20 protein-coding genes and 2 pseudogenes are annotated in these 26,990 nt (G+C 69.1%); 7 read left to right on the top strand and 15 right to left on the bottom strand.

Going from position 1 to position 26,990, the window contains the following annotated elements:
• Window positions 1–2: 2 nt before the first annotated feature.
• Both ACIRQH_RS39670 and ACIRQH_RS39665 read left to right on the top strand, forming a co-directional pair.
• Window positions 3–923, top strand: a complete 921-nt coding sequence (locus ACIRQH_RS39670; RefSeq protein ID WP_404230309.1) for an SDR family NAD(P)-dependent oxidoreductase — start codon at window positions 3–5, stop codon at window positions 921–923.
• A 103-nt stretch (window positions 924–1,026) separates the two neighbouring features.
• Complete coding sequence (locus ACIRQH_RS39665; protein ID WP_404230386.1) at window positions 1,027–1,878, top strand: IS5 family transposase; 852 nt, start codon at window positions 1,027–1,029, stop codon at window positions 1,876–1,878.
• A 29-nt stretch (window positions 1,879–1,907) separates the two neighbouring features.
• On the opposite strand, the gene ACIRQH_RS39660 is transcribed toward ACIRQH_RS39665, so the two are convergent.
• A complete protein-coding gene (locus ACIRQH_RS39660) occupies window positions 1,908–3,341 on the bottom strand; it encodes an MFS transporter (protein WP_404230307.1) in 1,434 nt (477 codons plus the stop codon).
• The gene (locus ACIRQH_RS39655; RefSeq protein WP_404230383.1) at window positions 3,338–3,700 is read right to left on the bottom strand and encodes a MarR family winged helix-turn-helix transcriptional regulator; all 363 of its coding nucleotides are present in this window, start codon (window positions 3,698–3,700) and stop codon (window positions 3,338–3,340) included. The genes ACIRQH_RS39660 and ACIRQH_RS39655 overlap by 4 nt, the downstream gene beginning before the upstream one ends.
• A gap of 172 nt (window positions 3,701–3,872) precedes the next feature.
• Here ACIRQH_RS39655 and ACIRQH_RS39650 point away from each other — a divergent pair.
• Both ACIRQH_RS39650 and ACIRQH_RS39645 read left to right on the top strand, forming a co-directional pair.
• Window positions 3,873–4,236, top strand: a pseudogene (locus ACIRQH_RS39650) (methyltransferase domain-containing protein); the annotation flags it as partial.
• A gap of 333 nt (window positions 4,237–4,569) precedes the next feature.
• A complete protein-coding gene (locus tag ACIRQH_RS39645; protein ID WP_404230380.1) occupies window positions 4,570–5,181 on the top strand; it encodes a LuxR C-terminal-related transcriptional regulator in 612 nt (203 codons plus the stop codon).
• Here the strand turns inward: ACIRQH_RS39645 and ACIRQH_RS39640 are convergent.
• From ACIRQH_RS39640 to lanKC, 4 genes are all read right to left on the bottom strand, one after another.
• On the bottom strand, window positions 5,156–7,249 hold the full coding sequence (locus ACIRQH_RS39640) for an ATP-binding cassette domain-containing protein (RefSeq protein ID WP_404230304.1): 2,094 nt from the start codon (window positions 7,247–7,249) through the stop codon (window positions 5,156–5,158). The genes ACIRQH_RS39645 and ACIRQH_RS39640 overlap by 26 nt on opposite strands.
• Window positions 7,249–9,108: an ATP-binding cassette domain-containing protein gene (locus tag ACIRQH_RS39635; protein WP_404230301.1), complete on the bottom strand. Its 1,860-nt coding sequence runs from the start codon at window positions 9,106–9,108 to the stop codon at window positions 7,249–7,251. Before ACIRQH_RS39635 ends, ACIRQH_RS39640 begins: the two co-directional genes overlap by 1 nt.
• A 172-nt stretch (window positions 9,109–9,280) precedes the next feature.
• Window positions 9,281–9,409, bottom strand: a complete 129-nt coding sequence (locus ACIRQH_RS39630; protein WP_058940762.1) for a SapB/AmfS family lanthipeptide — start codon at window positions 9,407–9,409, stop codon at window positions 9,281–9,283.
• Window positions 9,410–9,467: 58 nt separating this feature from the next.
• The gene (gene lanKC / locus ACIRQH_RS39625; protein ID WP_388936378.1) at window positions 9,468–12,053 is read right to left on the bottom strand and encodes a class III lanthionine synthetase LanKC; all 2,586 of its coding nucleotides are present in this window, start codon (window positions 12,051–12,053) and stop codon (window positions 9,468–9,470) included.
• A 967-nt stretch (window positions 12,054–13,020) separates the two neighbouring features.
• Between lanKC and ACIRQH_RS39620 the strand changes: the two genes are divergently transcribed.
• Together ACIRQH_RS39620 and ACIRQH_RS39615 are read left to right on the top strand one after the other, a co-directional pair.
• Entirely contained in the window at window positions 13,021–13,596 is a 576-nt protein-coding gene (locus ACIRQH_RS39620; protein ID WP_404230297.1) for an RICIN domain-containing protein, read from the top strand.
• 160 nt (window positions 13,597–13,756) lie between these two features.
• The gene (locus ACIRQH_RS39615; protein ID WP_388878089.1) at window positions 13,757–14,071 is read left to right on the top strand and encodes a hypothetical protein; all 315 of its coding nucleotides are present in this window, start codon (window positions 13,757–13,759) and stop codon (window positions 14,069–14,071) included.
• Window positions 14,072–14,243: 172 nt separating this feature from the next.
• On the opposite strand, the gene ACIRQH_RS39610 is transcribed toward ACIRQH_RS39615, so the two are convergent.
• Window positions 14,244–15,152 carry a LysR family transcriptional regulator gene (locus ACIRQH_RS39610; protein WP_388878134.1) on the bottom strand — a complete coding sequence of 303 codons (909 nt, stop codon included), beginning with the start codon at window positions 15,150–15,152 and terminating at the stop codon, window positions 14,244–14,246.
• 511 nt (window positions 15,153–15,663) lie between these two features.
• On the opposite strand from ACIRQH_RS39610, the gene ACIRQH_RS39605 reads away from it, so the two are divergent.
• On the top strand, window positions 15,664–16,677 hold the full coding sequence (locus ACIRQH_RS39605; RefSeq protein WP_388878092.1) for an ArsR/SmtB family transcription factor: 1,014 nt from the start codon (window positions 15,664–15,666) through the stop codon (window positions 16,675–16,677).
• A 534-nt stretch (window positions 16,678–17,211) separates the two neighbouring features.
• Here the strand turns inward: ACIRQH_RS39605 and ACIRQH_RS39600 are convergent.
• From ACIRQH_RS39600 to ACIRQH_RS39565, 8 genes and pseudogenes are all read right to left on the bottom strand, one after another.
• Window positions 17,212–17,904 carry a response regulator gene (locus tag ACIRQH_RS39600; RefSeq protein ID WP_404230294.1) on the bottom strand — a complete coding sequence of 231 codons (693 nt, stop codon included), beginning with the start codon at window positions 17,902–17,904 and terminating at the stop codon, window positions 17,212–17,214.
• A gap of 3 nt (window positions 17,905–17,907) precedes the next feature.
• On the bottom strand, window positions 17,908–19,110 hold the full coding sequence (locus tag ACIRQH_RS39595) for a sensor histidine kinase (protein ID WP_404230291.1): 1,203 nt from the start codon (window positions 19,108–19,110) through the stop codon (window positions 17,908–17,910).
• A 67-nt stretch (window positions 19,111–19,177) separates the two neighbouring features.
• Entirely contained in the window at window positions 19,178–20,044 is an 867-nt protein-coding gene (locus tag ACIRQH_RS39590) for a CPBP family intramembrane glutamic endopeptidase (RefSeq protein WP_388878101.1), read from the bottom strand.
• A gap of 867 nt (window positions 20,045–20,911) precedes the next feature.
• Window positions 20,912–22,117: an ROK family protein gene (locus tag ACIRQH_RS39585; protein ID WP_388878104.1), complete on the bottom strand. Its 1,206-nt coding sequence runs from the start codon at window positions 22,115–22,117 to the stop codon at window positions 20,912–20,914.
• Between the two features lie 13 nt (window positions 22,118–22,130).
• Entirely contained in the window at window positions 22,131–23,411 is a 1,281-nt protein-coding gene (locus tag ACIRQH_RS39580; protein WP_388878107.1) for a sugar ABC transporter permease, read from the bottom strand.
• Entirely contained in the window at window positions 23,408–24,184 is a 777-nt protein-coding gene (locus tag ACIRQH_RS39575) for an ATP-binding cassette domain-containing protein (RefSeq protein WP_404230287.1), read from the bottom strand. Before ACIRQH_RS39575 ends, ACIRQH_RS39580 begins: the two co-directional genes overlap by 4 nt.
• A gap of 116 nt (window positions 24,185–24,300) precedes the next feature.
• Window positions 24,301–25,398 carry a sugar ABC transporter substrate-binding protein gene (locus ACIRQH_RS39570; RefSeq protein ID WP_388878113.1) on the bottom strand — a complete coding sequence of 366 codons (1,098 nt, stop codon included), beginning with the start codon at window positions 25,396–25,398 and terminating at the stop codon, window positions 24,301–24,303.
• A gap of 731 nt (window positions 25,399–26,129) precedes the next feature.
• Window positions 26,130–26,744: pseudogene (locus tag ACIRQH_RS39565) on the bottom strand (transposase).
• Window positions 26,745–26,990: the final 246 nt, after the last annotated feature.

Raw genomic sequence — 26,990 nt, 5'->3', positions numbered from 1 at the left:
CGATGAGCACACTCCCGGGAAAGACCGTGATGATCACGGGCGCCAACGTCGGGATCGGCAAGGACGTGGCCCGGCAACTGGCTCTGCGACCGGAGACGGCCCGCATCTATCTGGCATGCCGCAACCGGGATCGGGCGACAACGGCAAAGGCGGAGCTCGAAGCCGCTACCGGCCGGCGCATCTTTGAGATCGTCGTCATGGATGTCGCCGACCTGGGCTCGGTCCGAGCCGGCCTCGCGGCCATCGACGGATCCATCGACGCGTTGGTCATGAACGCTGGCGTCATCGGCCCGCAGTCGATGGAGTTGACCTCCGACGGGGTCACCAATGTGTTCGCGACGAACGTTCTTGGCCACGTCGCCCTCCTCGAAGGGCTCTTGGCCGAGGGGCGGCTTGGCGAGGTCGCGGTCCTCGCCGGAAGCGAAGCAGCCAGGGGGCTTCCGATTCTGCGAATGAAACGGCCGTCCTTCGTCTCAACCTCTGCTGACGAACTCGCCACCGTCATCGACGGCAGATACTTCGCCGACGGAAAGACAGACTTCAACCTCGCCTTCGGGCAGGCCAAGTACATCGGGGCCCTATGGATGGCCTACCTGGCCCGCCAACACCCCGACCGCCGCCTCATCACCGTGAGCCCCGGCGCCACCACCGGCACCCAAGCCTCCAACGACATCGCCCTACCGCTGCGCATGGCGTCCAAGTACGTCCTGCCCGCCCTGGGGATCTCCCACAAGCTTGAGGTCGGCGCGAAGCGACTGGTCGACGGCGTCACCGACCCGACCCTGTCCAGCGGCGTGTTCTACGCCAGCGCGGCCAACAAGCTGAAGGGCCCCCTGGTCGACCAAGCGGACATCTTCCCCGACTTGGCCAACCCGTCGTTCCAGGACCACGCAAACGAGGCCATCCACCGCTTCATCATCTAGATCGTCGGCCAGTAGGCGTGGGCAAGGATCGAGAGGGCGGCACGACGGAGACGCGTTTGATCAGCATGGAGTTGTCTACGCCATGTGACCATCTGCGGGGTTGGTGTCCGTCGTGCCCGCGTCCATCATCGACCCGATCCGTGAGGAGTTCCTGAGGCTGCTCCCTGCCCGGCCAGATTCGCACCCGCTGGGGTGCCACAACCCGCGGATCGCGGACACGGTCGTGTTCGACCGGCTTGTCCTGGCACTGGTCTCGGTGATGGGCTACGAGCGGGTCGCCGACCGGGCCTGTTCGGCGCTCACGATCCGCCGCCGGAGGGACGAGTGGATCGAGGCCGGTGTCATCGGCCACCTGCTCCTCACGGTGCTGCGAGCGTACGACCAGATCGTGGGCCTGGAACTCGAAGACCTGGCCGCCGACGGGTGCACCACCAAGGCGCCCTCGGGCGGGCAACGCGCGGGGAAGTCACCGGTAGACCGGGGCAAGCAGGGCACCAAACACTCCCAGCTGACCGACGGTTACGGGATACCCGTGGTCACGGTGCCCGCCGGCGCGAACATTCGCGACCACACACTGCTCCCCGAAACCCTCGACGAGTTCACCGCGTTGACCGACCGCCTCGACCACGCCCCGCAGAACCCGGCGCTGAGCCTGGATGCCGGCTACGACTACCGGCCCGTCCACACCGCCCTGGCCGAACGCGGGATCGGGCCACGCATCAGCCGGCGCGGCACGAAGACGCCGATCCAGACAGACGGCCGCTGGGTGGTCGAGCGCACGAACTCGTGGATGAACAACTTCGGCAAGCTTCGCCGCAACACCGAGCGGCGACGCGTATGCACCGAGTTCTTCCTTGCTCTGGCCACGGCCACCATCACCGTTCGTAGCCTGATCCGACGAGCCTGGTACACCCACCGGTGGGACACCCACCCGCGCAGCCCCCGCATCCGATAGCCCAGCTCAACGCCTACTGGCGGACGCTCTTACGGGTTGGTTTCGGACGGGCGTCGGCGGGCGAGAGCGAGGCTTGTCAGCGTCGTGATCGCCATGGCGCCGATGCCGACCAGCGCCGCGGTCGTGTAGGCGCTGTCGTCGGGGAAGAGGTGGCCGGGGCCGGTGCCCGCGGCGAGGATCAGGCCGCCGATGGCGCTTCCCAGGGAGTAGCCGACGCTGCGGACGACGTAGTTGAAGCTCATGGCGCTCGATGTCTCGCTCTTGGGGGTGACGGCCAGGATGACGCCGGGCATCGCGGCCGAGAAGCCGCCCACGCCGAAGCCGAGCACGCCCATCGCTGCGAACAGTTCGGCCAGGTCCGACCGAGCCGCCGCGAACAGGGCGAACCCGCCGCCGACCACGACGGCGCTGCCGGCCAGGATCAGGGGGTCGGCGATCCGTGTCCGGACCCGCGGCGTGAGCTTGCCGGCGACGAATCCCAGCACCGAGAACGGGATGAGGACCAGCCCGGCGACGAAGGTCGTCAGCCCGAAGCCGTAGCCGGCGCCGTGCGGCGTCTGCGCGTACCGGGTGATGAGTGTGAGCAGGAGGTACATGCCGATCCCGCCGACGAACATGGCGAGGTTCGCCCCGGCGACCGCCGGGTGCCGCACCGCCCGCACATCGACCAGGGGTGTCGTGCTGCGCAGTTCGATGACGACCCAGGCGCAGAGCAGCACCACCGCGACGACGGCGAGGCCCACCGCCACGGCGAGGTGCCGGCTCCACAGATTCCGTTCGCCGGCGAGGAACAGCACCAGGAGCAGCGCAGCGGCCAGGACGACCGCGCCCGCCACGTCCACGTGGGCGGAGCGGCCTTCGGGGGCTTCGGGCATGGAGCGCCACGCGGTCAGGAGGGCGGCGGCGGTGACGACCAGGCCGAGGCCGTAGGCGGCCCGTACTCCGCCGAGCTCGGCGAGCAGTGCGGCCAGCGGGTAGCCGACGCCGGCCCCGATGATCGAGACCACCGAGATCAGGGCGATCACGGCCGCGCTGCGCTCCTCGGGGAGGTGGTCCCGGGCCACGCCCATCATCAGCGGCGTCAGCCCGAGCCCGACGCCCTGGGCCGCCCTGCCGGCCAGCAGCCACGCGAACGGCAGCGGCAGCACGGTGAGCGCGCTGCCGGCGACGACGACCGCCAGCGTGGCGAGGATCGCGGCCCGCCGGTGCGGGCCGGCTCCGAGCCGGCCCAGGACCGGCGTGGCGACGGCGCCGCTGAGCAGAGCGACGGTCAGCGTCCACTGCGCGCTGCCGAGCGAGACGTGGAACGAGGTCGCCACGCTGGTGATGAGCGGCGTCCCGAGGCTGGCGACCGCCGCCACGACCAGAGCGATGAACATCAGGGCGGGGACCAGCAGCCGCGCCTCGGAACGCGGCACCGGGAACGCCTTCGCCGCGACCCCGCCGACCGGCTGCCCGGTCACTGCTTCGGCCCTTCGCGGTCCTGGCTTTCGAGTTCTGCCAGATGCATCAGCGCCGGAAGGGCCGCCACCAGCGCCTCGACCTCGTCGCCGGTGAGCTCGCCGATCAACCGATCGAACGCGTGGACGCCTGCCTGGCGCCGCGTCCGGACATAGGAGGCGCCGGCTTCGGTCAGGCACACCAGCGTGACCCGCTTGTCGGACGCGTCGCCCCGCCGCTCGACCAGGCCGGACTCCTCCAACACCCGGACCAGGGTGGTCATCGCGGGCTGAGTGACGCCCTCGACCGCGGCCAGGTCGGTGATGCGCCGCGGGCCGGTCCGGTCCAGGGTGGCCAGGGTGGCGGCGGACGTCAGGCTCATGTCCCGGGGCAGGCGTCTCGCGGCCCTGGTGGCCAGGCCGTAGAGGGCTGCCCCGATGGCGGCGGACGCGCCAGGAGTGGTGTCTTGGCGACTCATGCCCGAAGCATAGCATTTTTATATTCACCCTTTATGGACTGGTCGACTGGCACGAGGGGCACCGCTGTTGGGGACCGAACCCAGCGAGATCGACGACAACTTCGGCTCCACCCTGGATGCCGAAGACGAGCGCGACACCCTGCCCGCTGAGGCCCTCGCCGCCCCCCTCGGCTGCGGCAACTCACCGCGGTGGCCGACCTCCACGGAGGCGAACGCGTCCTGGACCACGGTTCCGGCGGCGGCACCGACGTACTGCTTTCCGCTCGCCGCGTCGGCCCCACCGCAAGGCGTAAGGACTCGACATGACCGAGGAGTTGCCCGCCCTCGCGCTCGAGAATCAGCGGAAGGCCGGCGCTACCGACGTCGAGTTCCTCAAATGCACCATCGAGGCCATCCCGCCGCCCGCGAACACCATCGACGTCGTCATCTCGAACTCCGTCGGTCGGCGTGGACGCGGAACCTGCATGGATCACGCCTTTCTTGGCGGCCTGCACTGGCGGACGACACGACCGTTACGGGTCGGCCGACGGACGACGGACGGTCGCTGCCGCGGGCAGCGGCGCCCCGTCACGAGGCCGTATGCGTCCGGACGCGAGCGACGGACGACTGTTCCGCTGATATCCGGAACGATCAGGGTGCGCTGCCACGGCATGCAAGTGAGCCACCGTCGAAACCCGTTCGGGGTTCCGTCCCGGCCTCTCGGGAAGCCGGAGGGACGACAAGACGGATGCCTGGTGTGTGCATGCCGGGTGGAGGATCGAGAGGTGACGACCATGACCACGGTGCTCGTATTGCACAGCGTCAGCCTGATGCGCTCCGCGCTGACGGCACTCCTTCAGACGGAACCCACGTTCGACGTGGATGCGGCGGGCTGGAGGTCCGCCCGTGAGAACGCAGGCGCGCTGCTCCCCGACGTGTGCGTGGTCGACCTCGACTGTCCCGACGCGACCTCCTTATTAGAGGGCGGCGCCGGGAACACGGCGGAGCGGGTGCCGGTGCCGCGCGCCGGGCTCGTCGTCCTGGCGTCGGCTGGACGACCCGGAGCACTGCGCAGAGCGTTCGATGCCCACGCACTGGGATTCGTGGACAAACACAGCTCCGCACAGCGGTTGATCAAGGGCATCACGGAAGTGGCCGCCGGTCAGCGGTTCGTGGACGCGTCACTGGCCTGTGGGTTCCTCGAAGCTTCCCAAATGCCGCTGACCACCCGGGAACTGAGCGTGCTGGCACGGGCCGCCGAAGGTGAGACGGTGGCGGAGATCGCCCGCCGACTCCATCTGACCAGCGGAACGGTACGGAACTACATGGCCGCGGCGACACGCAAGGTCGGCGCCCGCAACCGCATCGACGCCATCCGCATCACGCAGGGCGCCGGCTGGGTCTGACGTCGCGGTCGCAGGGCGGGCCGACCGCTGTGACCGCGCCCTTCGACGCCGTGGGGTCCTCATCACGAAGCCTGGACCGGGGCGCCCTCTCACCGTGACCCTCCGGCTCCTCCGTACGCGCGGCGCTCCGACGCGCGTGTCGATCACGCTCCTGCGCAGCGGATTCGGAGTCGTGGTACCAACGGCCGACCAGGTCGCGGTAGAGCTCCGATTCGGCCAGAAGGGCGTCGTGCGGTGCACACAGGGCTCGGTCGCCGTCCAGGACCAGGACTCGGTCGGCCCGCAGAGCGGAACTGATCCGATGGGCGACGAGTACGAGAGTGCCGGGGCGCGCGGCGAGGACACGCTCGGTCCGCGCCTCGGTCGCCGGGTCGAGGTGACAGGTGGCCTCGTCCAGCAACAACAGGGGCGCCGGCGACACATAGGCGCGCCCGACGGCCAGTTGCTGGCACTCCCCCAATGAGAGGAGACGCGGGTCGACCCTCCCGTGCAGGCCGCCGAGCCGCCGCACCAGGTCTTCCAGACGAAGGAGGTGTGTGGCGCGTTCGAGGTCGGCACGGGAGGCGTCGGGCCGAAAGTACGCGAGGTTCTCAGCAACCGTCCCGCTGAAGACGTACGCCCGCTGCGGCAGGAGTGCTCGGCGCAGCTGTGGATGCGCCGGTCCGTCGGGACCTGCCGCTGCTCCCGCCACCCGTACCGAACCGGCATCGGGCGTGAGTATCCCGGCGAGCAGAGAGGTGAGGGTGGACTTGCCGATGCCGCTCGGCCCCACGACCACGAGGTGCTCGCCGTCCTCAAGGGTCAGGTCCAGCTCTCGCAGCACAGGGCGAGCTCCGGTGCCGTACGCGAAGGTCACGCCTCGAAGCTCGGCCGCAGGTATCGGTCCGGAGCGGCCTGACGCAGCGGGCCGTGCAGTTCGGGGGGCGTCGGCAGGTATCCGTCCTGACGTGTGCGCAGGTTCGACCGGAGGCTGGGCAGTCGGGATTGCCGGGGCATGGCAGTCGGGTCGGTCGGTGAACCGCTCCAGCACGACCAGGAGGCGGGTGCCTGCCGTTCCGACGGCGGTCATCAGGGCGTGCAGGGCGGGCAGGAGTGCCTGGACCAGGTAGGTCAGCGCTCCCAGCAGGGCGCCCGCGGTCAGACCGCCCTTGAGGAGAAGGGGGGTCGCGGCGAGGAGTGCCACCAGGGGAAGTCGGCCGGCGACGCCGAGCGCGAACGATCGTACGGCCGCCCAGCGGGCCAGCCTCCGGGACAGCCGTTCCTCGACGGCGATCAGTCTGCCGACCTCGGCAGCGATCCGGGTTCTGGCCCCGCACGCCGCCACGTCGCGCAGGCCGGCGGCCACCTGCCCGGACAGTGCGGACAGTGCTTCGTCGGCGTCCAAATAGGCACGCTGTGCCACCGCCATGGGCGGAAAGGTGGACAGGAAGAGGAGGAGCCCGGCCAGCAGCGGCGGCAGTACAACGATCAGCAGCGCCGGGTCGAGCGAGGCCATGCCGAGCAGCGCGCCTGCCGTGGTGAAGACGAACGAGCGGGCGGTCAGGACCAGGCCGGCGAAGCTGTCGCGGGCGATCTCGGTCTGGTGCGTGAGTCGGGACACGCCCGCGGTCGGATCGGCTCGTGCCGGCTCGGCGAGCGCGGCGCGGAGCGCCTGGTCCACCGCCCGGCGCATCAGACCGTCGCGGAACGGTTCGACCAGGTCGGCCAGACCTCGGAAGATCTGGCGGACGGCAAAGCCGCCGAGCAACGTGGCGCCGGCCGCGGCGCAGAGCCAGAGCAGACCGGTGCCGGTACGGCCGGCGAGGAAGCCGTCATCGAGCGAGCGGGCGACGCCGTAACCGCCGAGGAATGTCTGGCCGCTCTCCAGGACGGACCAGCCGGACAACGCGATCAGGACAGGTCGGTGTCGGCGCAGGAACCGTCGACCGTCCGCCAACACTCCTCTCGGGGAGCCACGTTCATCGTTCCCGATCGATCTCGGGTCACCCGGGGCCCGCCGTGTCGAAGGTCCGGCCGTGTGGCGGAGCGAGGATCCGTCGGTGGCTGCCGCGGGGCGGGCGTCGTTCATCAGGCCTTCTCCCCCGCTGCCTGGTGTCCGGACGTGGCACCGGGCGGCGAACCCATGTCCGGGACCGTTCGAGAGTTGCTCAGATGGTCTGGTCCGACGTCCGTGGCGGTGAAGACGGCGCGGTAGTCCGGCATCCGCCACAGCACATCGTGCGGGCCCACCCCCCGGATGCGGCCCTTCTCCAACCAGATGACCAGATCGGCGCCGGCCGCGGTCGACAGTCGATGGGCGACCAGCAGCCGGGTGCCGGCACGGACGTCCTGCGCGAGCGCGCGCTCCACCTCCCGCTGGGTGACGGTGTCCAGGCCGGACATAGCGTCGTCCAGCACGAGCAGTCGTCCGGCGTGCGCGAACGCCCGGGCCAACCCCAGGCGTTGGCGCTCGCCTCCGGACAACGGCGCGTACGTGAGTGGGGTGTCGTATCCCTGCGGAAGGCGCGTCACGAAGGTGTCCGCTCCAGCTGCACGGGCGGCGGCCCGTACGGCTGCGGGGGGCGGTGCGACGGCGCCGAACGCGATGGCGTCGGCGACCGTGGTTCCGAAGAGTGCGGGCTGTGCGAAGGCGTGAACCACCTCCGTGCGCAGGTCCTCTTCGGTGAGCCGGTCAAGCGGGACGCCGTCCAGACTCACGCCGCCCTCGTCGGGGTCGGTCAGTCGGCCCGCCACCGCGGCGAGGGCGGACTTGCCCGAACCGGAGCGGCCCACGACGGCCACCGTGGTCCCGCCGGGCACGGTGACGGTGACGTCGTCAAGGACGTGGGCGCCGTCGCGCACGACACCGACACCGCGCAGTTCCAACGTCCCCCGTCCGCCTGCCGGCAGGGCCGACGGACCGTACGCGACCGGGGACAGGAGTGCCGGTTCGACCGTGCGTCGAGCGGCCGCCCTTCCCTTCACGAGGGAACCGACCACCCCCGCCACTGCCCCGGCGCCCGCAGCCAGCGCCGCGTACCGGGAGGCCGCGACCAGGTCACCGACGCTCAGGTGTCCGGCGGCGAGCCGCAGGCCTCCCACACCGAGAACGAGACAGACGAGCAGCGGCATCAGCACTCCGCTGTGCGCGACGGCGCGCCCGTAGACCCGCCACATGGCACGGCCTTCGGTGCCCAGGCGTGGCAGGTCCGCGAGCACGCGGCGTCGTTCCCCGGGTGCGGTGCCCGCGGCGGCGACGGTCTGGGCTCCGTCCAGCACCTCGGCGAGCCGATCGGCGATCTCCGCCTGGATCCGCTGATACCGGCCGACCGCCACGGACGAGGAGCGGGCGAACGTTCGAAGGAGCAGCACCAGCAAGGGGACCCCCAGCAGAAAGGCAGCGGCGGTCCACACGTCGATGACGGCCAGCGCGACAAGGGCACCGAGCGGCGGGAGCAGAGCCGCCAACGCTCCCGCCGAAGCGGCCGGAACGGTGCCCGCTTCGGTGGCGTTGGCGGTCAGCCGGGTGGCTAGATCCCCGGGCGCGAAGGAGGCGGTGGCGCGGTTCGGGTCGGCGCGCAGGAGCCGGTCGAGTGTCCGGGTGCGCAGCCAGGCGGTGGAGCGGGCGTTGACGGTTCCGACAAGCAGCGCATCCACGGAGTCGAGCAGGATCTCCGCAACGACGAGCGCGGCGCACGCGAGGGTCCATCCGGTGGCGCCCGGCGACCGGGAGAGGAGCAGGTCAAGAGTGTGCCCGAGGACCGCGGGTTCAGCCAGCGAGACGAGCGCGGAGGTGACGGAGCAGAGGAGGATCGCGAGGCTGTGCCCGCCGCTGTGCCGGAGTGCCTGGCGCAATAGGCCGTCACGGGGGGCATGGACTTCCGAGTTCTCCTCGCCGTCGTTTCCGGCGATGGACGGGGTGGCCGGGAAGTCCGGGACGGAGGTCATCGCGGAGGTCTCCTCCCCGGGAACGGCTGAGATGCGTGGTGTGGGCGGCCGGCGTCGGGGCTCGGGTCGATGAGCTGTCCTCGTCGGTCTCAGACGTCGGGCGTGATCGTCGTCGGGCCGGTGACCGGCGCCGGTCCGCGCAGCGGTGAAGCCGCGCGGACCGGCCGGTGTGTCAGTTGCAGGTCGTGACGGACAGGCTGCTGTCGCCGCAGAGCAACAGGCTCGCGCGGCTGCCGGTGGCGACGTCGCCGGTGGCCTCTTCCTTCGGGGTCTCCATCGACTGCAGGTCAAGAAGCGTCATCGTCTTTCCTTTCGATCGGGGACTGTGAGCGGTTCGTACGTCCTGCGGGTGGTGCACTTCACGATCCCTGTACGGGACCGGCTTGTGGGTTCCGCCGGGGCGGCGGGAGGAAGGGCAGATGCACGCCTCCGCCGGAGGCGGCGCTGCCCAGAGCGAGGAGGCAACCGGCAGTGCCGGTGGCGAGGTCCATGGACAGCCGCATCATCTGCTCGCCGGGAAACGCCAGATGGCCCTCGTAGGGGACGGCGTGCCGGGTCAGGGCGTCGATCTGTCGGCGGACGTCCCCCGGCGCGGTGCCGGGGCCGGGCGCGGTGGTCCGGCTGAGGTGCAGCACCATGCCGGCGGCGCCACGGAACAGCCCGGGTTGAGCGTAGAAGGTGGCCTGCGCGGCCTGCACGATCTCGCGGCGCGCTCGTTCGAGGTCGTCGTCCGCCCGGTGGGCGAGGTAGTCGTCGAGCACCATGCCGATGCCGACGCTGCCGGCGCCCAGGTACGGCATGGTCCGCCAGCCCTCGTCGACCTGGAGCGTTCCGGAGGCGCTACGGACACACCGGGCGAGGTCTTGCCGGAGTGCGTCGCCTGCCCGGTCGAGCAGCGAGGTATCACCGGTACGTTCGTAGAGTCGGACGAAGAGCAGGGCCGGTCCGGACGCCCCGTACAGGAGCCCGGCGCGGGTGATGCCCGGTACGGCCTCGGCGACCAGTTCGGCGCAGCGCCGAGCCGCGTCGTGCAGGGCCGGTGTGCCGGTCGTGGTCGCGAGGGAGTCCAGGGCGAGTCCGACGCCGGCGAGGCCCCCGTGGAGATCGGGGGCGATGCCCTCCCAAGGCCGAGCTTGCGCCGAGTCGACGAGTTCCAGGGCCCGTTCGGGGTGGCCGAGGCGGTCCAGTGTCCAGGCGATGCCGGTCAGTCCGTCGTAGAAGCCGATCGGTGTGCCGGACTCCGGTGCCTTGGTGTGGCGCAGAAGCCACTCCTCCGCCTCGGTGTGGGGGTCCGAGCCGGTCTCGGCGAGGGCGTACAGGACACCGGCAGTGCCGTACCCGAAGGTCGCTCCGCCGCCGGTGGTGGCGAACTGGGCGATGTCGCCGGGGAAGAACCGGTCGTCGCGCTCGGGGGTGGCGGAGGCCAGTACGGCGCGGACCATCGAGTCGCGGCTGCGTGGCCAGTCGCCTGGCTCGACGGGCAGGTACGGTCCGGCAGCGGGTCGGTCGGTGCCGCGGGCGATCTCCTCGACCGCCTCGTCCAGGAAGCTTCTGTCGACGGGGAACTGCTCGGCGGCGATGTCCGCCAGGTGTCGGGCTTTGGCCCTGTCGAGGGGAAGCAGACTGGTGAGCGGCAGGAACAGGGCGAGCCGCAGGCAGGCCAGGGCGTACCGGTCCACGTCGTGTCCTCGCCGGTCGGCGGGGGCGACGAAGCCGGGGTTCGCGACGGTCTGGCGTCGGCCCTCGTCGATGTGGGCTGCGGCCTCGAAGTCGATGAGTGTCACGGACTGCTCGTCCTCGGAGACCATGATGTTGAAGAGATGAAGGTCGTTGAAGACGACTCCGCGAGCGTGCACCGCGTGCACGGCGCCCTCGACCAGCCGGTGGATACGCAGGGCCCAGGCCGTGTATTCGGCCAGCGCCTCGGCGCCGGGGTCGGACTCGATGAGGGGGTGACGCCGCGCGAAGAAGGTGTTGAGCGGTTTGCCCTCGACGAACTCCATCGCCAGGAACTGGTGGTCTCCGACGGAGAACGTCCCCCGTACCTCCGGGGTGCAGCCGAGCCCGGAGAGCCGCTCCAGCGCTTCTTGTTCGCGGCGCAGTCGGGCAACCGCGTCGGCGCCGTCGGCGGCCAGTCCTGCGTGCGGCCGGGCCTCCTTCAGGACGACCTTCTCACCGGTGGCACGGTCGCGGCCGAGGTAGACCCCGCCTCCGTTGGAGAAGTGCAGGGCACTCTCGATGGCGTAGGGAAGTTCGCCGACGGTGACCGCGGCCCGGGCCTCGATGTGCGGCGCGAGGAAGGCCGGCGGCTCGATCCAGTCGGGCACCCGGAAGGCGGGCCCGCGCAGATCGGGGACGAGGCGTCCGTCGGGGCGCCGAACCGCGGGCCGTAGTTCCCCCTCCTCGTCGTAACAATGGCGGCGGGTGAAGCTGCCGTAGCGGAGGTGGACCGGTCCGGATCCCCAGCGCAGGTCGCTGAGAATGTAGGGCCCGGGCTCGCCGTCGAGGAGACCGGCGAGGTCTTCGGCGACGCGGTGGCACCGCCCGTCGTCGCACGGGTACACAGTGATGAATTTGCCGCTCGCGGCCCGATCCGCGTACTTGGCGTTGCGATGGTGCAGCAGATAGCGGCTGGGCACGAACTTGTAGGCGACACGCTGCTCTTGGCAGTAGGTGGAGACCCTCGCGAGTACGGACTCGGCGTTGCCGAGGCACGCGGACACATGGATCTTCCAGCCCTGCTCGGGGAGTTGGCGGTCTGCCGGCCGCATGGCCAGCCAGTCGCCGACGCGGTGACGCTGCCAGCCCTCGGGGACCGGTGCGAGGGCCACGGCGTACTGCTCTCCCCTGCCGCCGGCTCCACCGGTCGGACCGGTGCTCAGCCGGTGCGGAGCGTCGTAGAAGTGCGGGTCCGCGTCACAGAAGGCGGCGTAGCCCTGGATCACGTCCACTCCCTCGGTCGGCGGTACCGGCTCCGTGTCGGCCTGACAGGAAGAACGGTGTCATTCGGCGAAGGGGCGCCGACAGTCACACACGTCAGCAACTGACCGTGCGAAACGCATGGGTGACTCGGACCTTGGGGGAAGGTTGCCCGCACCACCGCAGAGTGCCTGCGCGCCACGAGGTCCTGATTTCGCGGTGCCCCGGCACGAGCCGCCGGTGCGGGGGGGGCAGGATCGAGGAAGAGTGCTCCGTCGATGGGGGCACCGCAGGGGAGGGTGCGTGCCGAAGCCGGGCGAAGAGGCGCGGCTTGCCGATCCCGTGGGTCACCGACAGCCGGGCGGGGACCGCTCCGACATCGACCGCCGGCGTCATCCGCCCTCGGCCGATGCCCTCCGTCCGCGGCGTAGGTCACTGACGGTTTCGCCGAATTCACGTTTCAGGGCCCTGCCGAGGTGTTCGGTGTCGTGCACGCCCCAGCGAGCCGGGATGCGGTGTTGGCGCGCGACAGTCTCCGCATTGAGCTGGGAGTCGCCGAGATGGGCCGGCGCATAGGGGCGGAGACGGTCGACAAGTTCGCCGGCGACGGAAGCTCGCTCAGGGATGGTGCCCACGAAAGTGGCGAGGAGCGGTGCGGTGAGCGCGTCGGCGTCCAGTGGTATTGCCTGCCCACATAGTTGGCCTTCGGCACGGAATGACCTGTTGGAGACGTCCGACCCATCAGGACCAAGCCGATGTCCGCGACGCAATGGGTCTGCGCCGATCAAGAAGTCGCGGACCTCGCAGCTTTCGGCGCAGGCCGAAAAGGGGTGCGTCTTTCCCCGCCGCCCCACAAGCTGCACTGCAGGAGAAGGTCCGAGAGAAACGGAACGCCTGACCAGCAGCTCTGACGAACAGTCCGCCATGAGACCGGCGACAGCCACCTGAACGACAGGAATCCGCGCTGAAAAGCGCCACCACGGACGGGGAACGATGAAACAGCACTTCAAGCCGCGCAGACACCGCACGCTGCTGACCTTCGCGGCGGCGACAGCGATGGCTGCTCTCAGCACCACCTCAGCTCAGGCAGCTCAGCAACTGCCCGCCGACTTCGAGATCAACCAGATCGTCAACCAACGGAGCGGATTCTGCCTAGAGGTCAACGACGGCAGCCCCGAGAACGGTGTTCGCGCGCAGCAATGGTCCTGCGCGGGCGGAACCTCGGCGTGGATGCGCTGGCGCTGGGAGAAAATCGGCCCCGTCGACCCCAACGTCTGGGGCGGCGGCGGGACCGTGTACCGGATCCGGAACGCCTCCACCAACAAATGCCTGGAAGTGGCAGATTCCCGCCTGGACAACGGCGCGCCCGTCCAGCAGTGGACGTGCGAGAACGTCAACACGCAGAAGTGGATTCTCGACCACGACCCGTGGACATTTCGCACCGCCGTCCTCGCCAATCTCAACAGCCTGAAATGCCTTGAGATCCCGGACGCATCGGTCGGCTCCAACGGCGCCCTGGCACACCAATGGACATGCGGTGAGGGCATCGCCCAGAAGTGGGACTACTGATCCCGCTGAACGGCCCGGCACAAGAGCGGCACCGGCGGACGGTATCCGTTTCCGGCAGAACGTATCCCACCGGTGTCGATGACCCCGCCGAGCAGCTCCGAACCTCGGTACACCCTATGAAGATTGCGGGGAAAAGATGCGCAACCGTATGCTCACCTTGATGGCGTCGGTATTCGTCGGCGTCATGGCAGCCACATCATCAGCATCAGCAAGTCCGCAAGCGTCCGCGGAGTTCTTCGCGGACGCCGGCTACGGCGGAGGATCATCGCTCTACGTACCAAGCGGTAGCTGTGTGACCCTTCCCGCCCACTGGCAGAACACCATCTCATCCTTTACGGCGTCGGGTCGAGTGAACGTCTACAGCACCGGCAACTGCGTGGTGACGGAACCCGGCCACGTCCAAACGTACACGGGCAGCCAACCGTACGTCGGCGACGCGATGAACGACAGGATCGTTTCCGTCCGGGTGTTCTGACGTCGAGAGCGCCGGCACAGTAACTCAGCAAGTGGCTTGCGTTCCCCCGATGCGACAAGCACAAGCCTTCATGATCAAGGTTCGCCGAATCTTCTACAGGCACCGCTCGCGACCACCTCCATCGGTCCCTGTCGAAGCGTGATTGCGCCCCGTCCCGCGGTTCCGTCGCCTCTCACGCGGCGGGTCGACGGGGCGGGGTGCGCCCTCGACCGGAATCGGCAATGACGCTCGCGGCTGCCCGCACGGCCCGCACTCCCGGACGGTCGCGGTACTGGACGGGCCAGCCGAGGGCGGACATCGACGGAGACAGATCCACCACATCGAGGTAGCGCACCCCGGGGCGCGGGAACAACTCGCGTGCGGCTGCGGGCAGGAAGCACATTCCATCTCCTCTGGCGACCGCGAGCAGCAGGCCCTCCATGTCGGAGACGACCGGTCCGTAGCGCACGCGTGTGCCATCCGGGCGTGGGTCCATGGCCCAGAAGTCCCACCACACCCGAGGCACTTCCGGCGGGACGTCCACGAAGACCCGGTCCCCCAGGTCGGCGAGCGAGATCTTGGCAAGATCCGCGATCGGGTCTGTGGCCGCGAGGCAGGCGACACGGGGCTCGGTCGCCAGTTCCAGAAGTTCGATGCCGGCAGGCACCGGGGGCCGGAGTATGGCGACATCGATGTCGCCGGAGAGCAACTGGGCAAGGTGTTCGGTGAAGTTGAGGCTGCGAATCTCCACTGTGAGCCGGGGTTGGCCGGCTCGGAGGTGCTCGAGGATGGCCCGGGTGTAGGGCATGGCCGCCTCCGCGCCGATCGTCCCGATCACCACGTGCCCGGCGAGGGTGCGGCCCCATTGGCCCGCGCGGAGACGCAGTCGCCCCATCGCCTCCACGGTGACCCGTGCTTCCTCCGTCAGGCCACGGCCGGCCTCGGTGAAGGACACCCTTCGACTGTCACGGGAGAACAGCACCACCCCCAGCCGTTTCTCCAGATCCTTTATCTGACGGCTCAACGCCGGTTGGGTCATGTGTAATCGCGCGGCCGCCCTGCCGAAGTGCAGTTCCTGTCCCAGCGTCAGGAAAATGCGCAATTGACGCAAGCTCGGCTCCGTTGTCCCCCCTGCATCAGGCACAGCCAAGGTCCCCCGCCTGCAGCCATAACGGCCGCGCTATTGATCCGGCCCAGGTTCTCATCAGTCGCCTCCCTGACAGACGCACACTCTTCGTGCAACGTTGAGACGGCGCAGCGCCGCCCGGACTGACCACCGGCAGGAGCTGGGCGGTGTCAGCCGGCTCCGGCGAGACGCGATGAAGACACGTGCGCGGTCAGGGGGACAACATGCTGGCCGCCGGCTTTCTTCCGGCCCCCGTCCGGCCCGCCGCATCGTGGCGATCCCTGCAGCCGTGCCGATCGCGCGTACACGACGAGCCGTCGGTGCGATCCCGGACGGCCGGGGCCGAGGCCAGAGTTCGGGCATGGCGCCGGGCCCGTTCGGTCCTGCAGGCACCGTTGGTGACCCGCCCGCCTGTCCGCGCCGGCGGTGGCCGCCGCGCTCGCGTTCGGACCGTACCGACAGCAAGAGCCAACGGGGAGACAAAAAGGTGCTGCGCATTCACTTATCCGACGGCGACCTGGCCCACGTCCACCTGGCCCGCGAGCCTGATCCGATCTGGGAGACCCTGCTGAGCTTGCACCATTTGGCCTCCCCGCGCCGAGGCCACCCCGTCTTCACCCACTGGCGGCGCACCGCACGCGCCAAGCTGGCCAGTCAGCGCCTGACGGGCCCGGTCCGGCTGCTCTCGGCACTCGCCCCGGGTTCGGCGGGCTACTGGCCCGATTTCCTGACACCAGACGCCTCGGCGAGAGGTCTGGAGGCAGCACTCGACGAACTGCGCGCCACTTCCAGGCCACGACTACGGCGTGAACTGGTCCGCCTCACCAAAACCCACCCGCTGCCGTCCTGGGCGCAGGGTCTGGCCTCGGGTGATCGGAGCAGGACGGAGGAGGTGGCGACGGCGTTTCAGCTGATCCACCGCACGATCATCACGCCGGACTGGGCCGGAACGGCAAAGACCACCGAGGCCGACCGGGCACTGCGGACGCGCATCTTGCGCGATCGCGGCGTCCACGGGCTGCTCGATTCCTTTCGTCCCCTGATGGTCTGGCAACCTCCCGTGCTGCACGTGCGCTACCCGGAGGACAGGGACCTGCACCTGGACGGCCGCGGTCTGCGGCTCATCCCCTCGCACTTCTGCTGGGGTACACCCATCGCTCTCGCTGACCCCGCCCTCCCACAAGTCCTGGCCTACCCCGTCGCCCATCCCCCCGTCTGGGTCCCCGCGGCCACACACGACCGCCGTCCCGAGGCTCTGGCCGCCCTGGTCGGCCGAACGCGCGCCCGCGTGTTGGCCGCCCTGGACACCACCGCGACCACGGGAGAACTCGCCCGACGCCTGAGCATCTCGGCTCCTTCGGCGAGTGAACACGTCGCTGCCCTACGAGAGGTGGATCTCGCACACAGCCAACGCATGGGCACCCAGGTCATCCACACCCTGACCCCGCTGGGTGCCGCGCTGCTGAGCGGCGATCTGCCTCCCCACCGGCGAACCGCCTGACCTACGGTCCCGCTGGTTCGCTTGCCCCCGGGAGATCAGCAGTGGACGGCCGCGCTGGTCCAGGCCTCACTCCCCCGACTCAGCTTCTGCGGCCCGAAAGCGTTCCCTTCACTGCGGCACACGCCATGCACACGATGGCTGCCCCAACGTGGAGGAACCCGTCGCCCGCACCGCCGCGATCGCATGGCAAGCACTCAAGGCAGGCGAGCCGGTCACGGCCTGGACGCCGTGGGCACCTCCGCTCGTCTGCCTGCGTCGATGGTGGACGGGATGAGAGTCCGCACGCCCACCACGATGTGCCCGCGGCCGGCGAGGTCGCCGGCCAAGGAGTCCTCGACACAGAAGCGCCGGAGTGCCTGACCCCTTCCCTGGCCTGGGCGATCTGGGACTTCACGAGATGTCCGGCCGGTCAGGCGGCTGTGGTCTTGGCTGGTCCGAGGCTGCCGCTCCCGGGTCTCTCCAGCAGAGCATGCACACGCGCTGTCACGCACCAACTCATAGGACCGCCCATGCCGCTTCGCACGCCCGCCGGGCTCAGGGCCCGAGGGAGACCAGTCCTGCTCTGTGCGCCAGGACGACGGCCTGGACGCGGTCGCGCAGGTCGAGCTTGGTGAGGATCCTCGAGACGTAGGTCTTGACGGTCTCGGGCGTGATGAACATCCGCGCGGCGACCTCCGCGTTCGACAAGCCTTCGGCAAGGTGCCGGAAGACCTCCAGTTCACGGGGCGTCAGTGCCTGAACCACCGCCACACCGTCCAGCCGGGACGCCTCGGCTGGACGCAGGCGTTCGGCATAGTGGCCAATGAGGTGGCGGGTCACGGCAGGCGCGAGTAGAGCCTCGCCCCTCGCTACCGTCCGGATCCCGTTGACCAGTTCGGCCGGCGGCGCGTCCTTGAGGAGAAAACCGCTCGCACCCGCGTGCAGCGCGTCGTAGACGTAGGCGTCGACGTTGAAGGTGGTGACGACCAGAACTTTCGGCGGGTCCTGGACGTCGGGGCCGGCGAGTTGCCGGGTTGCCTGAATGCCGTCGAGGAGAGGCATTCTGATGTCCATGACGACCACGTCGGGATCAAGACGCCGTGCGGCGTGGACCGCCTCGTGCCCGTTCTCCGCCTCGCCGACAACCTCCATGTCGGGCTGTGCGGAGAAGATCGTCGTGAAGCCGGTGCGCACGAGTGCCTGGTCGTCACAGACGAGCACACGGATGGGAAGCGGCGCCTTGGCCACGGTTCACTCCTGAATGGGGATGGAAGGGATGGTGGCGTGGACCTCGAATCCACCGTCGGCGCGCAGGCCTGCCTGCAGTTGACCGCTGACCATCTGGATGCGTGCTCGCAGGCCAGGAAGTCCGCGCCCGCCCGCAGCGCTCTCCTTGGGCTCGGCGGGACCGGTGGCGTGGGTAGGCCTGTCGGTGGTCACCGTGATGTCGAGAAGTTTCGCGCCGTACTCGACCACGACCCGGGTCGGTGAGCCGGCTGCGTGCTTGAGCGCGTTGGTCAGCGCCTCCTGAACCACCCGGTAGGCAGCCAGCTGCACATCCGCGGAATGCGCGTGCGGCGTGCCCTGTTCGCTGAACTCGATCGGCTGCCCGGACCGACGCGTCTGGGCGACCAGGTCCTCCAGCCGACCCAGTGCGGGTGCCCGCCCCTGGCGAGCGGGACCGGCTGGCGCACTGTCGGCGGTCGCCTCCAGCACACCGAGCAGCAACCGCAGCTCCTTCAAAGCTGTTCGGCCTGTGCCGCTGACGGCGGAGAGCCCCTCTGCTGCCTTGTCCGGCGCGGAGGTGAGCACGACCTGGGCCGCGTCCGACTGAATGACCATGGCGGTCACATGGTGCGTAACCACGTCGTGCAGCTCGCGGGCGATTCGTGCCCGCTCCGCGGCCGCGGCTTCCTCACCGACCCTACGGCGCCGCTGGACTTCGCCAACTCGCCGTCCGCGCACCGTACTCCCGACGATCCAGAAGGCGGCCAGAGCCAGATAGAACGCGAGATAGTCCGCCACGTCCTGAGGTGAGCCGAGCCGGTCAAGTGCCAATGCCAGGACCGCATAGCCCCCAGTCATCGCCCCCACCAGTCGCAGGCGCCGGCTGCCCTGGTGGGCGCCGGCCGAGTACAGAGCCAAATACAGTCCCAGACTCGCGAACGTCGTCGTGAAGCCCATGGCCTGATGCATGGCGAACGCGGCCGCCACAACGACGACACACAAAGCGGGCCTTCGACGTCGCGCAGCCAGCGGCAGAGTCTGAGCAAGGATCAGGCCAACTCCCCACAGGCTTGGCGGGCGCTGCGGCAGATCCCCTATCTGCGCCCCGACAGTTGACAAGGTCGCCAAAGCCGGGACGAGCGCCACCGCGGCCGCACCGACAGCCAGAACACCGTCGGTGGCGAGGACGCCCCGTGTCCTCCACCAGACATGTACTGAGTCGATCAACGACCCTCGCCGCGACCACACCTGACGGGCCGTCACTACGTCCCTCCAGTCATCTGGCCTGAGGATGTCATGCGGACCTGCGCGAGACGAGTCTGCCACTGCGGCCGGCCAAGGTGACCATGCGCACCGCGATCAGCGATCCGACGACGAGGGTAACCAGAGCAGCCTCGAGCCCGAAGCCGCCGCCGGTCAGCCACGTTCCGCCCGACACATCGACGGTGAACAGACCCTCGGGCGTATGCCCGGACACCGGGATGCCCAGCAGCTGCTCCATGACGTTCCAGACGAAGTGCAGCCCCACGACGAACCAGATGCTGCGCCGCCACAAGAATGCGGCACCGAGCATCACTCCAGCTTCCAGGGCGATGCACAGCGCACTCCACGCGGTGGCGCTCGGGGCACCCAGGTGAGCGACACCGAAGAACAGTCCGGTGATCACAATGGCGGCACGGCTGCCCAACATCTGCTCCAACGCCTGCAGGGCGACACCGCGGAACATCAGCTCCTCAGTAACCGCGGCGGCGCCCTGCACCACCACCGCGCTCACAACAACAGTGAAGACGCCGTCGCCTGTCCAGGAGAACGAGTAGCCGCCGAACATCACGATCACCAGCGTCGACAAGAGCACGAAGCCCAGACCGATCGCACCGCCGAAGAGCGCCTCGCGGGCGGCTCCACGACGGCCTACCTCCGGCGTCGAGCGATGCGCCAATCGCTGCATCAACAGCCAGTACACACCCACCGCCGCAACCGCGCCCAAAGCCGGGACAGGACCCGGCCCCGCAGCCGTCAGGCCCGACACCAGGCCCAGACCGAGCAGGCCGACAACCATCCAGCCGAGTGGAGCCCGGAGCAGTCGGCCCAGGCGGCCCCCATCTGGTTGCTCGGGGCCAGGGGTAGGGGCGTTGTCCCCGGCGGCGGGCTGCGTGCTCATGGTGGCCTCCTCGATCGCGGTCGCACCGGCGGCGACCTGAGGACCACGGTAGGAACTCGGAGCTGTTCCCCCATCCCCCATACAGGGACACCTGTTGTAGCTCGCACGGGGGATGCGCTGCGTCCCTCCGCCGCCGCATACCTGCCAACCGGCTGATTCGGAACGGCTTTCGAGCGTGCCGCTTGCAGACTCCGCGATACGGCGTTCGCGACGATCCAGGGATGCGACCTCCGGCGTGGCCAGAGCGCCGTGCAAGAGCACCGACAGCACCACGGTGAAGGTGACGGAGCCCACGGCCCGTTGGAGTCGCGGCCGGCATGTCGCAGGCGGGACTGCGGGATCACTTCAAGCGCCAGGACGTACTGCCGCCGGCGTTCTCGCCTTCCACGACCGGACGTGGGCCGCCCGCTCCGCCCCGCCAGAGCAGGGCCCCGAGCCAGTTGCTCGACCACAGGCTCGACGTGCTGCGGGAAGAGGTGAACTCCCCAGGGTGAATCGCCTGTTCGTGACGACCGCCGGTGGGGCCGCCGACCCCGCACATCCGGCCCACGACCACGGTTCGAGCTGATGGAGATGAACCACGCCGTTGCGGTGCGGGCGCCCGCTGACGGCCTATCTGGCGAACCCCGAGTGGACCGGTTGAGCGCGTTGGCCAGTGTCTGGGCGCTCAAGGGCGAGAGCACGTCGTCAGCGTCACGGACCTCTGCCGACACGTCCCGAGAACGGCCGCGGGAAACATCGCCACCGTTGGACGTCGTTTGCCTCACCGGCCTCCTTGTCCACTGCGCCGGCGGTGGAGAAGACTACGGACGTGAGCCCGGTGGTTGTCGTGGTCCGGCGTTGGTGCCCGTCGCCTCGCTGTACCGGCTATGCGCTTGCGCGAGCCAGCGTCTCCAGAGGGCGGACCAGGATCTCGGAGAAGGCGAGTTCGGCGGCTCCGATGAGCACCGCGTCGTCGCCGAGTTCTCCCACGCGCAGCCGCAGGTTCTCGCGGGAGGGGCCGAGGGCAATGCGGTTGATTCGGCTGCGGATCTGGGCGGCCGAGCCGAGGAACACCTCGCGGAGCGTCCCGCCGAAGATGACCGTGCGCGGGTTGAACACATTGACCAGGTTGGCGACGCCGATGCCGAGCCAGTCGCCGACGTCGTGCAGGGCGGCGCGGGCGGTGATGTCGCCCCGGTCGGCTGCTTCGATGACGGTGCGTACGGCTTCCCGGCCGGTGGCTGACGGGTCGCGCTGCGCGGCCTCCAGCAGGGCGCGTTCCCCCGCCTCGGCTTCGAGGCAGCCGTGCGCTCCGCAGCCGCAGGGCCTGCCGTTGCGCGGGTTGACGACCATGTGCCCGATCTCGCCCCCGTATCCGCGGTCACCGTGCAGCAGTTGGCCACCGGTGATGACACCGCCTCCGATGCCGATGTCCCCATGCAGGTATACGAGGTCCTGGCAGCCGGTGCCGGCACCGCGCAGGTGCTCCGCGAGTGCGCCGAGACTGGCCTCGTTACCCACCGAAACGGGGAGCCCGAGGTCCAGCCGGCGCGAGAGGTCCTTGCCGAACTCCTCGTCCTCCCAGCCGAGGTAAGGGACGGCGCGGACGAGGCCGTCGGGTCGGCGCACCATCCCGCGGACGGCGGCGGCCGCTCCTACGCAGTGGGTGCCGTGCGGTGCTGAGGTCATCACTTCCAGCGCGGAGCCGGCGAGGACCTCGGCCACCTTGTCGGCGTCGCGAGGGCCTGGAGGCATGGAGATTTCACGGCGGTCGAGGAAGATGCCGCCCAGGCCGATGCGGGCGGCTGCCAGCCGGTCCACGCCCACGTCGAAGGCGAGGACGTACACGCGGTCGGACTCGGGCCGTACGACCAGGGACGGCCGGCCGGCCCTGCCGGTATCACGGGGCAGTTCCTCGCGGACCAGGCCGGCCGAGCCCAGCTCGCTCACCAGCCCAAGGATGGTGCTGCGGTTGAGTCCCATGCGCTCGGCCAGGACGGCCCGCGACATGGATCCGCCGATGTGTACGTGCCGGAGCAGCGTGCCGAGGTTGTGCCGGCGAATCTCCTCCTGCGAGGGACCGGCTTTCATGGAACCCCAGGTGTCATCGTTGTACGGCCCGGCGACGGGACAGCGCATCCACGCCTGCGGCCACCAGTAGAACCGAACCCGTGACAGCGTACTTGACCCCTGAGCTGTACCCCATCAGGCCCATACCGTTCTGGATCACTGCCACCACCATGCCGCCGAGCACCGCGTCAATGGCCCTGCCCCGCCCGCCGAACAGGCTCGTCCCGCCGATCACGGCCGCGCCGACCGCCAGCAGCAGCACGTTGCTGCCACCGGTGTTGGGGTCGACCGAGTTCCCACGGGACGCGGCGATGATGCCACCGACCGCGGCCAGGGAGGAGCAGATGACGAACGCGCAGATCCGGATGGCTGCCACGTTGATACCGGCCCGGCGGGCCGCCTCGGCGTTACCGCCCACCGCGTAGATGTGCAGGCCGAAGGAGGTGCGCTGGAGCAGGAACGTACCGGAGACGAGGAGGACGGCGATGACCGGCACCACGATCGGCACGCCCTTGAGCGAGTCGACGATGATGTTGCGGCTGCGCTCCTGGTTGAGCAGGTGAACGGCGATTGCCCCGAGCACGGCCAGGCCGCCGATCCTTACTGCGAGCAGGATCAGTGGGGCGGGGGTGAGTCCGCGCTTCCGGCGGTTGCGGCTCTGCCTGAGCTGGATTGCCGCGTACGCCCCGACACTGACGGCGAGCAGTATCCAGCCCGCCGCGGGTGACAGGTTGTTGTTTGCGACGGCCAGGATCGTCTCGTCCCGGATCGAGATGTTGGTCCCTTCCTTCAGCAGCATCAGCACGATGCCCTGAAACCCCAGGAAGGCGGCCAGCGTGACCACGAAGGACGGGATCCCGACCTTCGCCACCAGCAGACCGAGCATCAGGCCGATGACGGTGCCGGTGAGGATCGCCGCGCCGACCGCTCCGTACCAGGGCCACCCGTGGTTGGTGAGCAGGATGGCGAGGACGGCGGCGCACACCCCGCTTGCGTATCCCGCGGACAGGTCTATCTCGCCGAGGAGGAGCACGAAGACCAGACCCATGGCGATGGCGATACTGCCCGCGCCCTGAGTCAGCAGGTTGGCGAAGTTCAGCTCGGACAGGAAGACCGGGCGCAGGGCAGCGAAGAACACGCACAGGACGATCAGGCCGAGTACGGCGGGGATGGCGCCCAACTCGCCGCCCCGTACCCGATCGACGTAGTTCTTGGCGACCGAGCCCAGACTCGCGGCTGCGGCCCCTCCGTTCTTCCTCGGCGTACCGGCACCGCGTGGGAGTTCCGGCTTCTCGGGCGCGACGGCGGCGGTCATGCGGTGGCTCCGTTGCTGTGGGCGAGGCCGAGGTCTCCGCTGCGGCCCGAGGTGATGAGTTCTACGACCTGGGAGTGCGTCACCTCCGACGTGCTGACCTGGGCGGCCATCCGTCCAAGGAAGAGGGCGGCGATCCGGTCGGACACCGCGAAGACGTCATTCATGTTGTGCGAGATCAGGACCACGGCGAGACCGTTGTCGGCCAGCCGCCGGACCAGTTCGAGGACCTGTGCCGTCTGGGCGACACCGAGCGCTGCGGTCGGCTCGTCCAGGATGACGACCTTGCTGTTCCACAGCACGGCCTTGGCGATGGCCACGGTCTGCCGCTGACCGCCGGAGAGGCTGGAGACCTGTTGGCGGATGGACTTGACGGTGCGGACCGACAGCCCTTCAAGGGTCCGGGTGGCCATCTCCTCCATCGTGGTGTTGTCCAGGACGAGCCCCCGGCGCTTCTCGCGGCCGAGGAACATGTTCTGCACGATGTCGAGGTTGTCGCACAGTGCGAGGTCCTGGTACACGATCTCGACGCCAAGGGTCGCCGCCTCACGGGGGCTGTGCACCTGGACCTGCTCGCCTTCGAACCAGTACGCGCCGCCGTCGATCGGGTGGATCCCGCCGATGCACTTGACCAGGGTGGACTTGCCTGCGCCGTTGTCTCCGACGAGGGCCGTCACCTCCCCCGGATGGACGTCGAAGGACACGTCGTGCAGTACCTGCACGGGGCCGAAGCTTTTGTCGATCCCCCGCAGTTGAAGGATCGGGGTAGCTGTCATGGAAGACGGCTCCTTAGGGTCGTGATGTCGCGGGCCCCGGGGAGGTGGGAGCCCCGGGCCCCGCACTCGGGCCGGCCGGCCGGACTGGGGATACGGTTCCGGGCGTCCGGCCAGGGCTACTTGATGCCGGCCTCGGCGCACAGGGCGGCGTACTTGCCCTTGCACAGCTGTTCCTTGGTGACGTAGCCGTCGTCCACGACGTCCTTGACGTTGTCCTTGTAGATGGCCACGGGCGTCTCCAAAACGGACGGGACCTTGCGCTTGCCCTCGGGGTCCTCGACGGTCGCGTTCGTCTCGCCCTTCTCGGCCTTGGCGAGGGAGACGGCGAGCTTCGCGGTGGCGTCGGCCTCTTTCTTCACCGCCTTGTAGACGGTCATGCACTGGTCGCCCGCAAGGATGTTCTGAAGGGCCTGCACGGTGGCGTCCTGCCCGGTGACAGGGACCTCGCCGTTTCGTTTCTGCTTGCGCAGGATGGCGATGGCCGCGTTGCCGAGGGTGTCGTTGGCCGCGAGCACGCCGCCGATCTTGGGCTCGCTGGTGAGCATCTGCTCGAAGATGGTGCTCGCCTCAGCGGCGTCCCAGTCCGGGACGGACTGGTTCGGGCCCTTCACGTAGTCGCCCGACTTGTACTTCGGGCCGAGGACGCCGTTGTAGCCGTCCGCAAGGAGAGTGGCGTTGTTGTCCGTCGGTGAGCCGTTGAGTGTGGCGATGATGGGCTTCTTGGCCTTCATGTCGCTCAGGCACTTGCTGAGGCCCTCGCCCTGCAGCTTGCCGACCTCGGTGTTGTCGAAGCTCACGTAGTACTGGGCGGAACCGCCAAGGGTGAGCCGGTCGTAGTCGATCGTGGCGACGCCCTGCTTCTTGGCCTTGTCGAGGACTGCCTTACCCGTGCCGCTGTCCAGGTTCACGATCACCAGGACGTTCACGCCGCTGGTGATCATCTGATCCGCGATGGTCTGGAATTCCTGCTTGTCGGCTTGCGCGTTCTGGATGTCGAACTCGACGCCCGCCGCCTTGAACGCCTCGGAGAGATATTTGCGGTCCGCAGTCTCCCAGCGGGCCGAGGACTTGCTGTCCGGGAGGATCACACCGATCTTGGGCTTGGCGTCGGAACCGGAGCCGGACGCGGAGTCGTCCGATGAGGAGTCGCTGCAGGCAGTGAGCGAGCCGGCCAGTGCCACCGAGGCGGCGGTGATGAGGAGTCCCTTTCGCATGGGCAGGGTCCTTTCTGGTGTTTCGGCCTGACGACCGGACGAGGGTGGTCGGAAGGAGACGAGAAGCGCGCTTAGGGGGAATTGCCGGATGTCGGGTGATCCACCCGGATCGAATGTTGTGAGCGGGAACTTACGGCGCTCCAGGCCCCATGCCCAGAGGGCGGGCAGCGCCATTTGTCATCCGCCATAACAATTAGATGACGGCCCGTCACAACGCGGGGCACTACTGCCTCCTGTGCCTCATGCACCCGGCGAGCGCATGAGGCCGTGCGGTGGCCCGGCAGAGCAGCGTTCCGATCTCCGAGTTCGACACCCCACCGTCCTCGATCTCGCAGACCTTCCGCATCCGGACAGCCGGATCCAACAGGCTTCGCCGGTGCGACCAGCCTCTCGGCAAGAGGACTCGCAGCGGCGCCGATGACCTCCGCGGCGGTGACCCTCCCGGCCACGGGAGACCTGCAAGGACGCAGATCTGACGGCAACGGAGCTCGCGCCGCGGCTGGACTGGTACCCGCCTAGGTCTCCCGCATCGAGCACGCCCGGACCTCACCGGCGACTTCCGGGTCTGGCGTGCGACCTGCGGAGGCGAGAACGCGGCCCATAACCTGGCTGCCTCCGCCCAGTCCGCCGCCTCGATGGCGCGGCGGACTCGACGCCCTCGATCCAGCCGGTGCGGTCGTGACTCCGGCGGCAGTTCTCGGCACGGCAGACCCAACCTGGTCAAGAACGCGTTACTGATCTTTTCGGATGAGCTTCGGGGAGTCTGAGGTATGGGTCGGGCCGGTCTCCGTGAGGCAGCCGTCGATGAGTTCGGGATGGCGCGGGATGCGGGCGACCTCGGCGGAGTGTGCGGCTGAGGTGATCGGGGTCGGTGAACGCGGCGTTGGCCGTGGGCCCGCGCCGCAGCAGCGACCGCATGCCTTCCACAGGATTCAAGTCACTTATGTAGGACGGCAGTTGGATGACGGTGAACCTTCATGCTCGGCCGCGTACTTCCTCATCCCGGCGGCACGGTGCGTGTTCAGATCGTCCCGAACGACAACGATCGCGGCGCCGAACTGCACGTGAGCTCGGACCAGAAGGTCGCGGTAGTCCTGCCAGGTAACGCTCTTGAGGAGCAGGTGGAAACGGGGCCAGCAGATCAGCCGGGGCCTTTCATCGGACCGGTAGCAGCACATCGCGGCGATCGAGATCCCTCGACAGGGCCGTCCCCTCACCCGCACCACGGGCGTCTGTCCACGCCGGCCCCACGTGCGGGCTCGTGGCGGCGTCCTCGCGAACCCGGCCTCGCCCTCGAACACGATCCGGGCCCCGAGCGCCGCCGCGGTGCTTCCACCCGCGGCCACACGCCTTCTTCCACCGCGTCGACGGCGAACCCGAGCCCAGGATGAGCGTCAGCTACGCCATGGCGTTCTCTGCGGAGGCCGTATCGCACGTACCCTTCGTAAGGTCTACGGCGTTCGTAACGGGCGCCAAACCACTGGAGGCAACACCACGTGCTGATCGCTCAGCGTCCCTCGTTGACCGAAGAGGTCGTCGACGAATTCCGCTCCCGGTTCGTGATCGAGCCGCTGGAGCCGGGCTTCGGCTAC

This window comes from Streptomyces sp. NPDC102279 (assembly GCF_044766365.1).
Classification (GTDB): Bacteria; Actinomycetota; Actinomycetes; order Streptomycetales; family Streptomycetaceae; genus Streptomyces.
The sequence above is the reverse complement of the archived record's forward strand: the minus strand, read 5'-3'. Positions and strand labels throughout refer to the sequence as shown.

What these genes read in the sequence shown, in the direction of transcription:
- ACIRQH_RS39670 (WP_404230309.1), top strand. Translation starts at nt 3, where the DNA reads ATGAGCACACTCCCGGGAAAGACCGTGATGATCACGGGCGCCAACGTC.
- ACIRQH_RS39655 (WP_404230383.1), bottom strand. Translation starts at nt 3,700, where the DNA reads ATGAGCCTGACGTCCGCCGCCACCCTGGCCACCCTGGACCGGACCGGC.
- ACIRQH_RS39645 (WP_404230380.1), top strand. Translation starts at nt 4,570, where the DNA reads ATGACCACGGTGCTCGTATTGCACAGCGTCAGCCTGATGCGCTCCGCG.
- ACIRQH_RS39640 (WP_404230304.1), bottom strand. Translation starts at nt 7,249, where the DNA reads ATGAACGACGCCCGCCCCGCGGCAGCCACCGACGGATCCTCGCTCCGC.
- ACIRQH_RS39635 (WP_404230301.1), bottom strand. Translation starts at nt 9,108, where the DNA reads ATGACCTCCGTCCCGGACTTCCCGGCCACCCCGTCCATCGCCGGAAAC.
- ACIRQH_RS39630 (WP_058940762.1), bottom strand. Translation starts at nt 9,409, where the DNA reads ATGACGCTTCTTGACCTGCAGTCGATGGAGACCCCGAAGGAAGAGGCC.
- ACIRQH_RS39620 (WP_404230297.1), top strand. Translation starts at nt 13,021, where the DNA reads ATGAAACAGCACTTCAAGCCGCGCAGACACCGCACGCTGCTGACCTTC.
- ACIRQH_RS39615 (WP_388878089.1), top strand. Translation starts at nt 13,757, where the DNA reads ATGGCGTCGGTATTCGTCGGCGTCATGGCAGCCACATCATCAGCATCA.
- ACIRQH_RS39590 (WP_388878101.1), bottom strand. Translation starts at nt 20,044, where the DNA reads ATGAGCACGCAGCCCGCCGCCGGGGACAACGCCCCTACCCCTGGCCCC.
- ACIRQH_RS39585 (WP_388878104.1), bottom strand. Translation starts at nt 22,117, where the DNA reads ATGAAAGCCGGTCCCTCGCAGGAGGAGATTCGCCGGCACAACCTCGGC.
- ACIRQH_RS39580 (WP_388878107.1), bottom strand. Translation starts at nt 23,411, where the DNA reads ATGACCGCCGCCGTCGCGCCCGAGAAGCCGGAACTCCCACGCGGTGCC.
- ACIRQH_RS39575 (WP_404230287.1), bottom strand. Translation starts at nt 24,184, where the DNA reads ATGACAGCTACCCCGATCCTTCAACTGCGGGGGATCGACAAAAGCTTC.
- ACIRQH_RS39570 (WP_388878113.1), bottom strand. Translation starts at nt 25,398, where the DNA reads ATGCGAAAGGGACTCCTCATCACCGCCGCCTCGGTGGCACTGGCCGGC.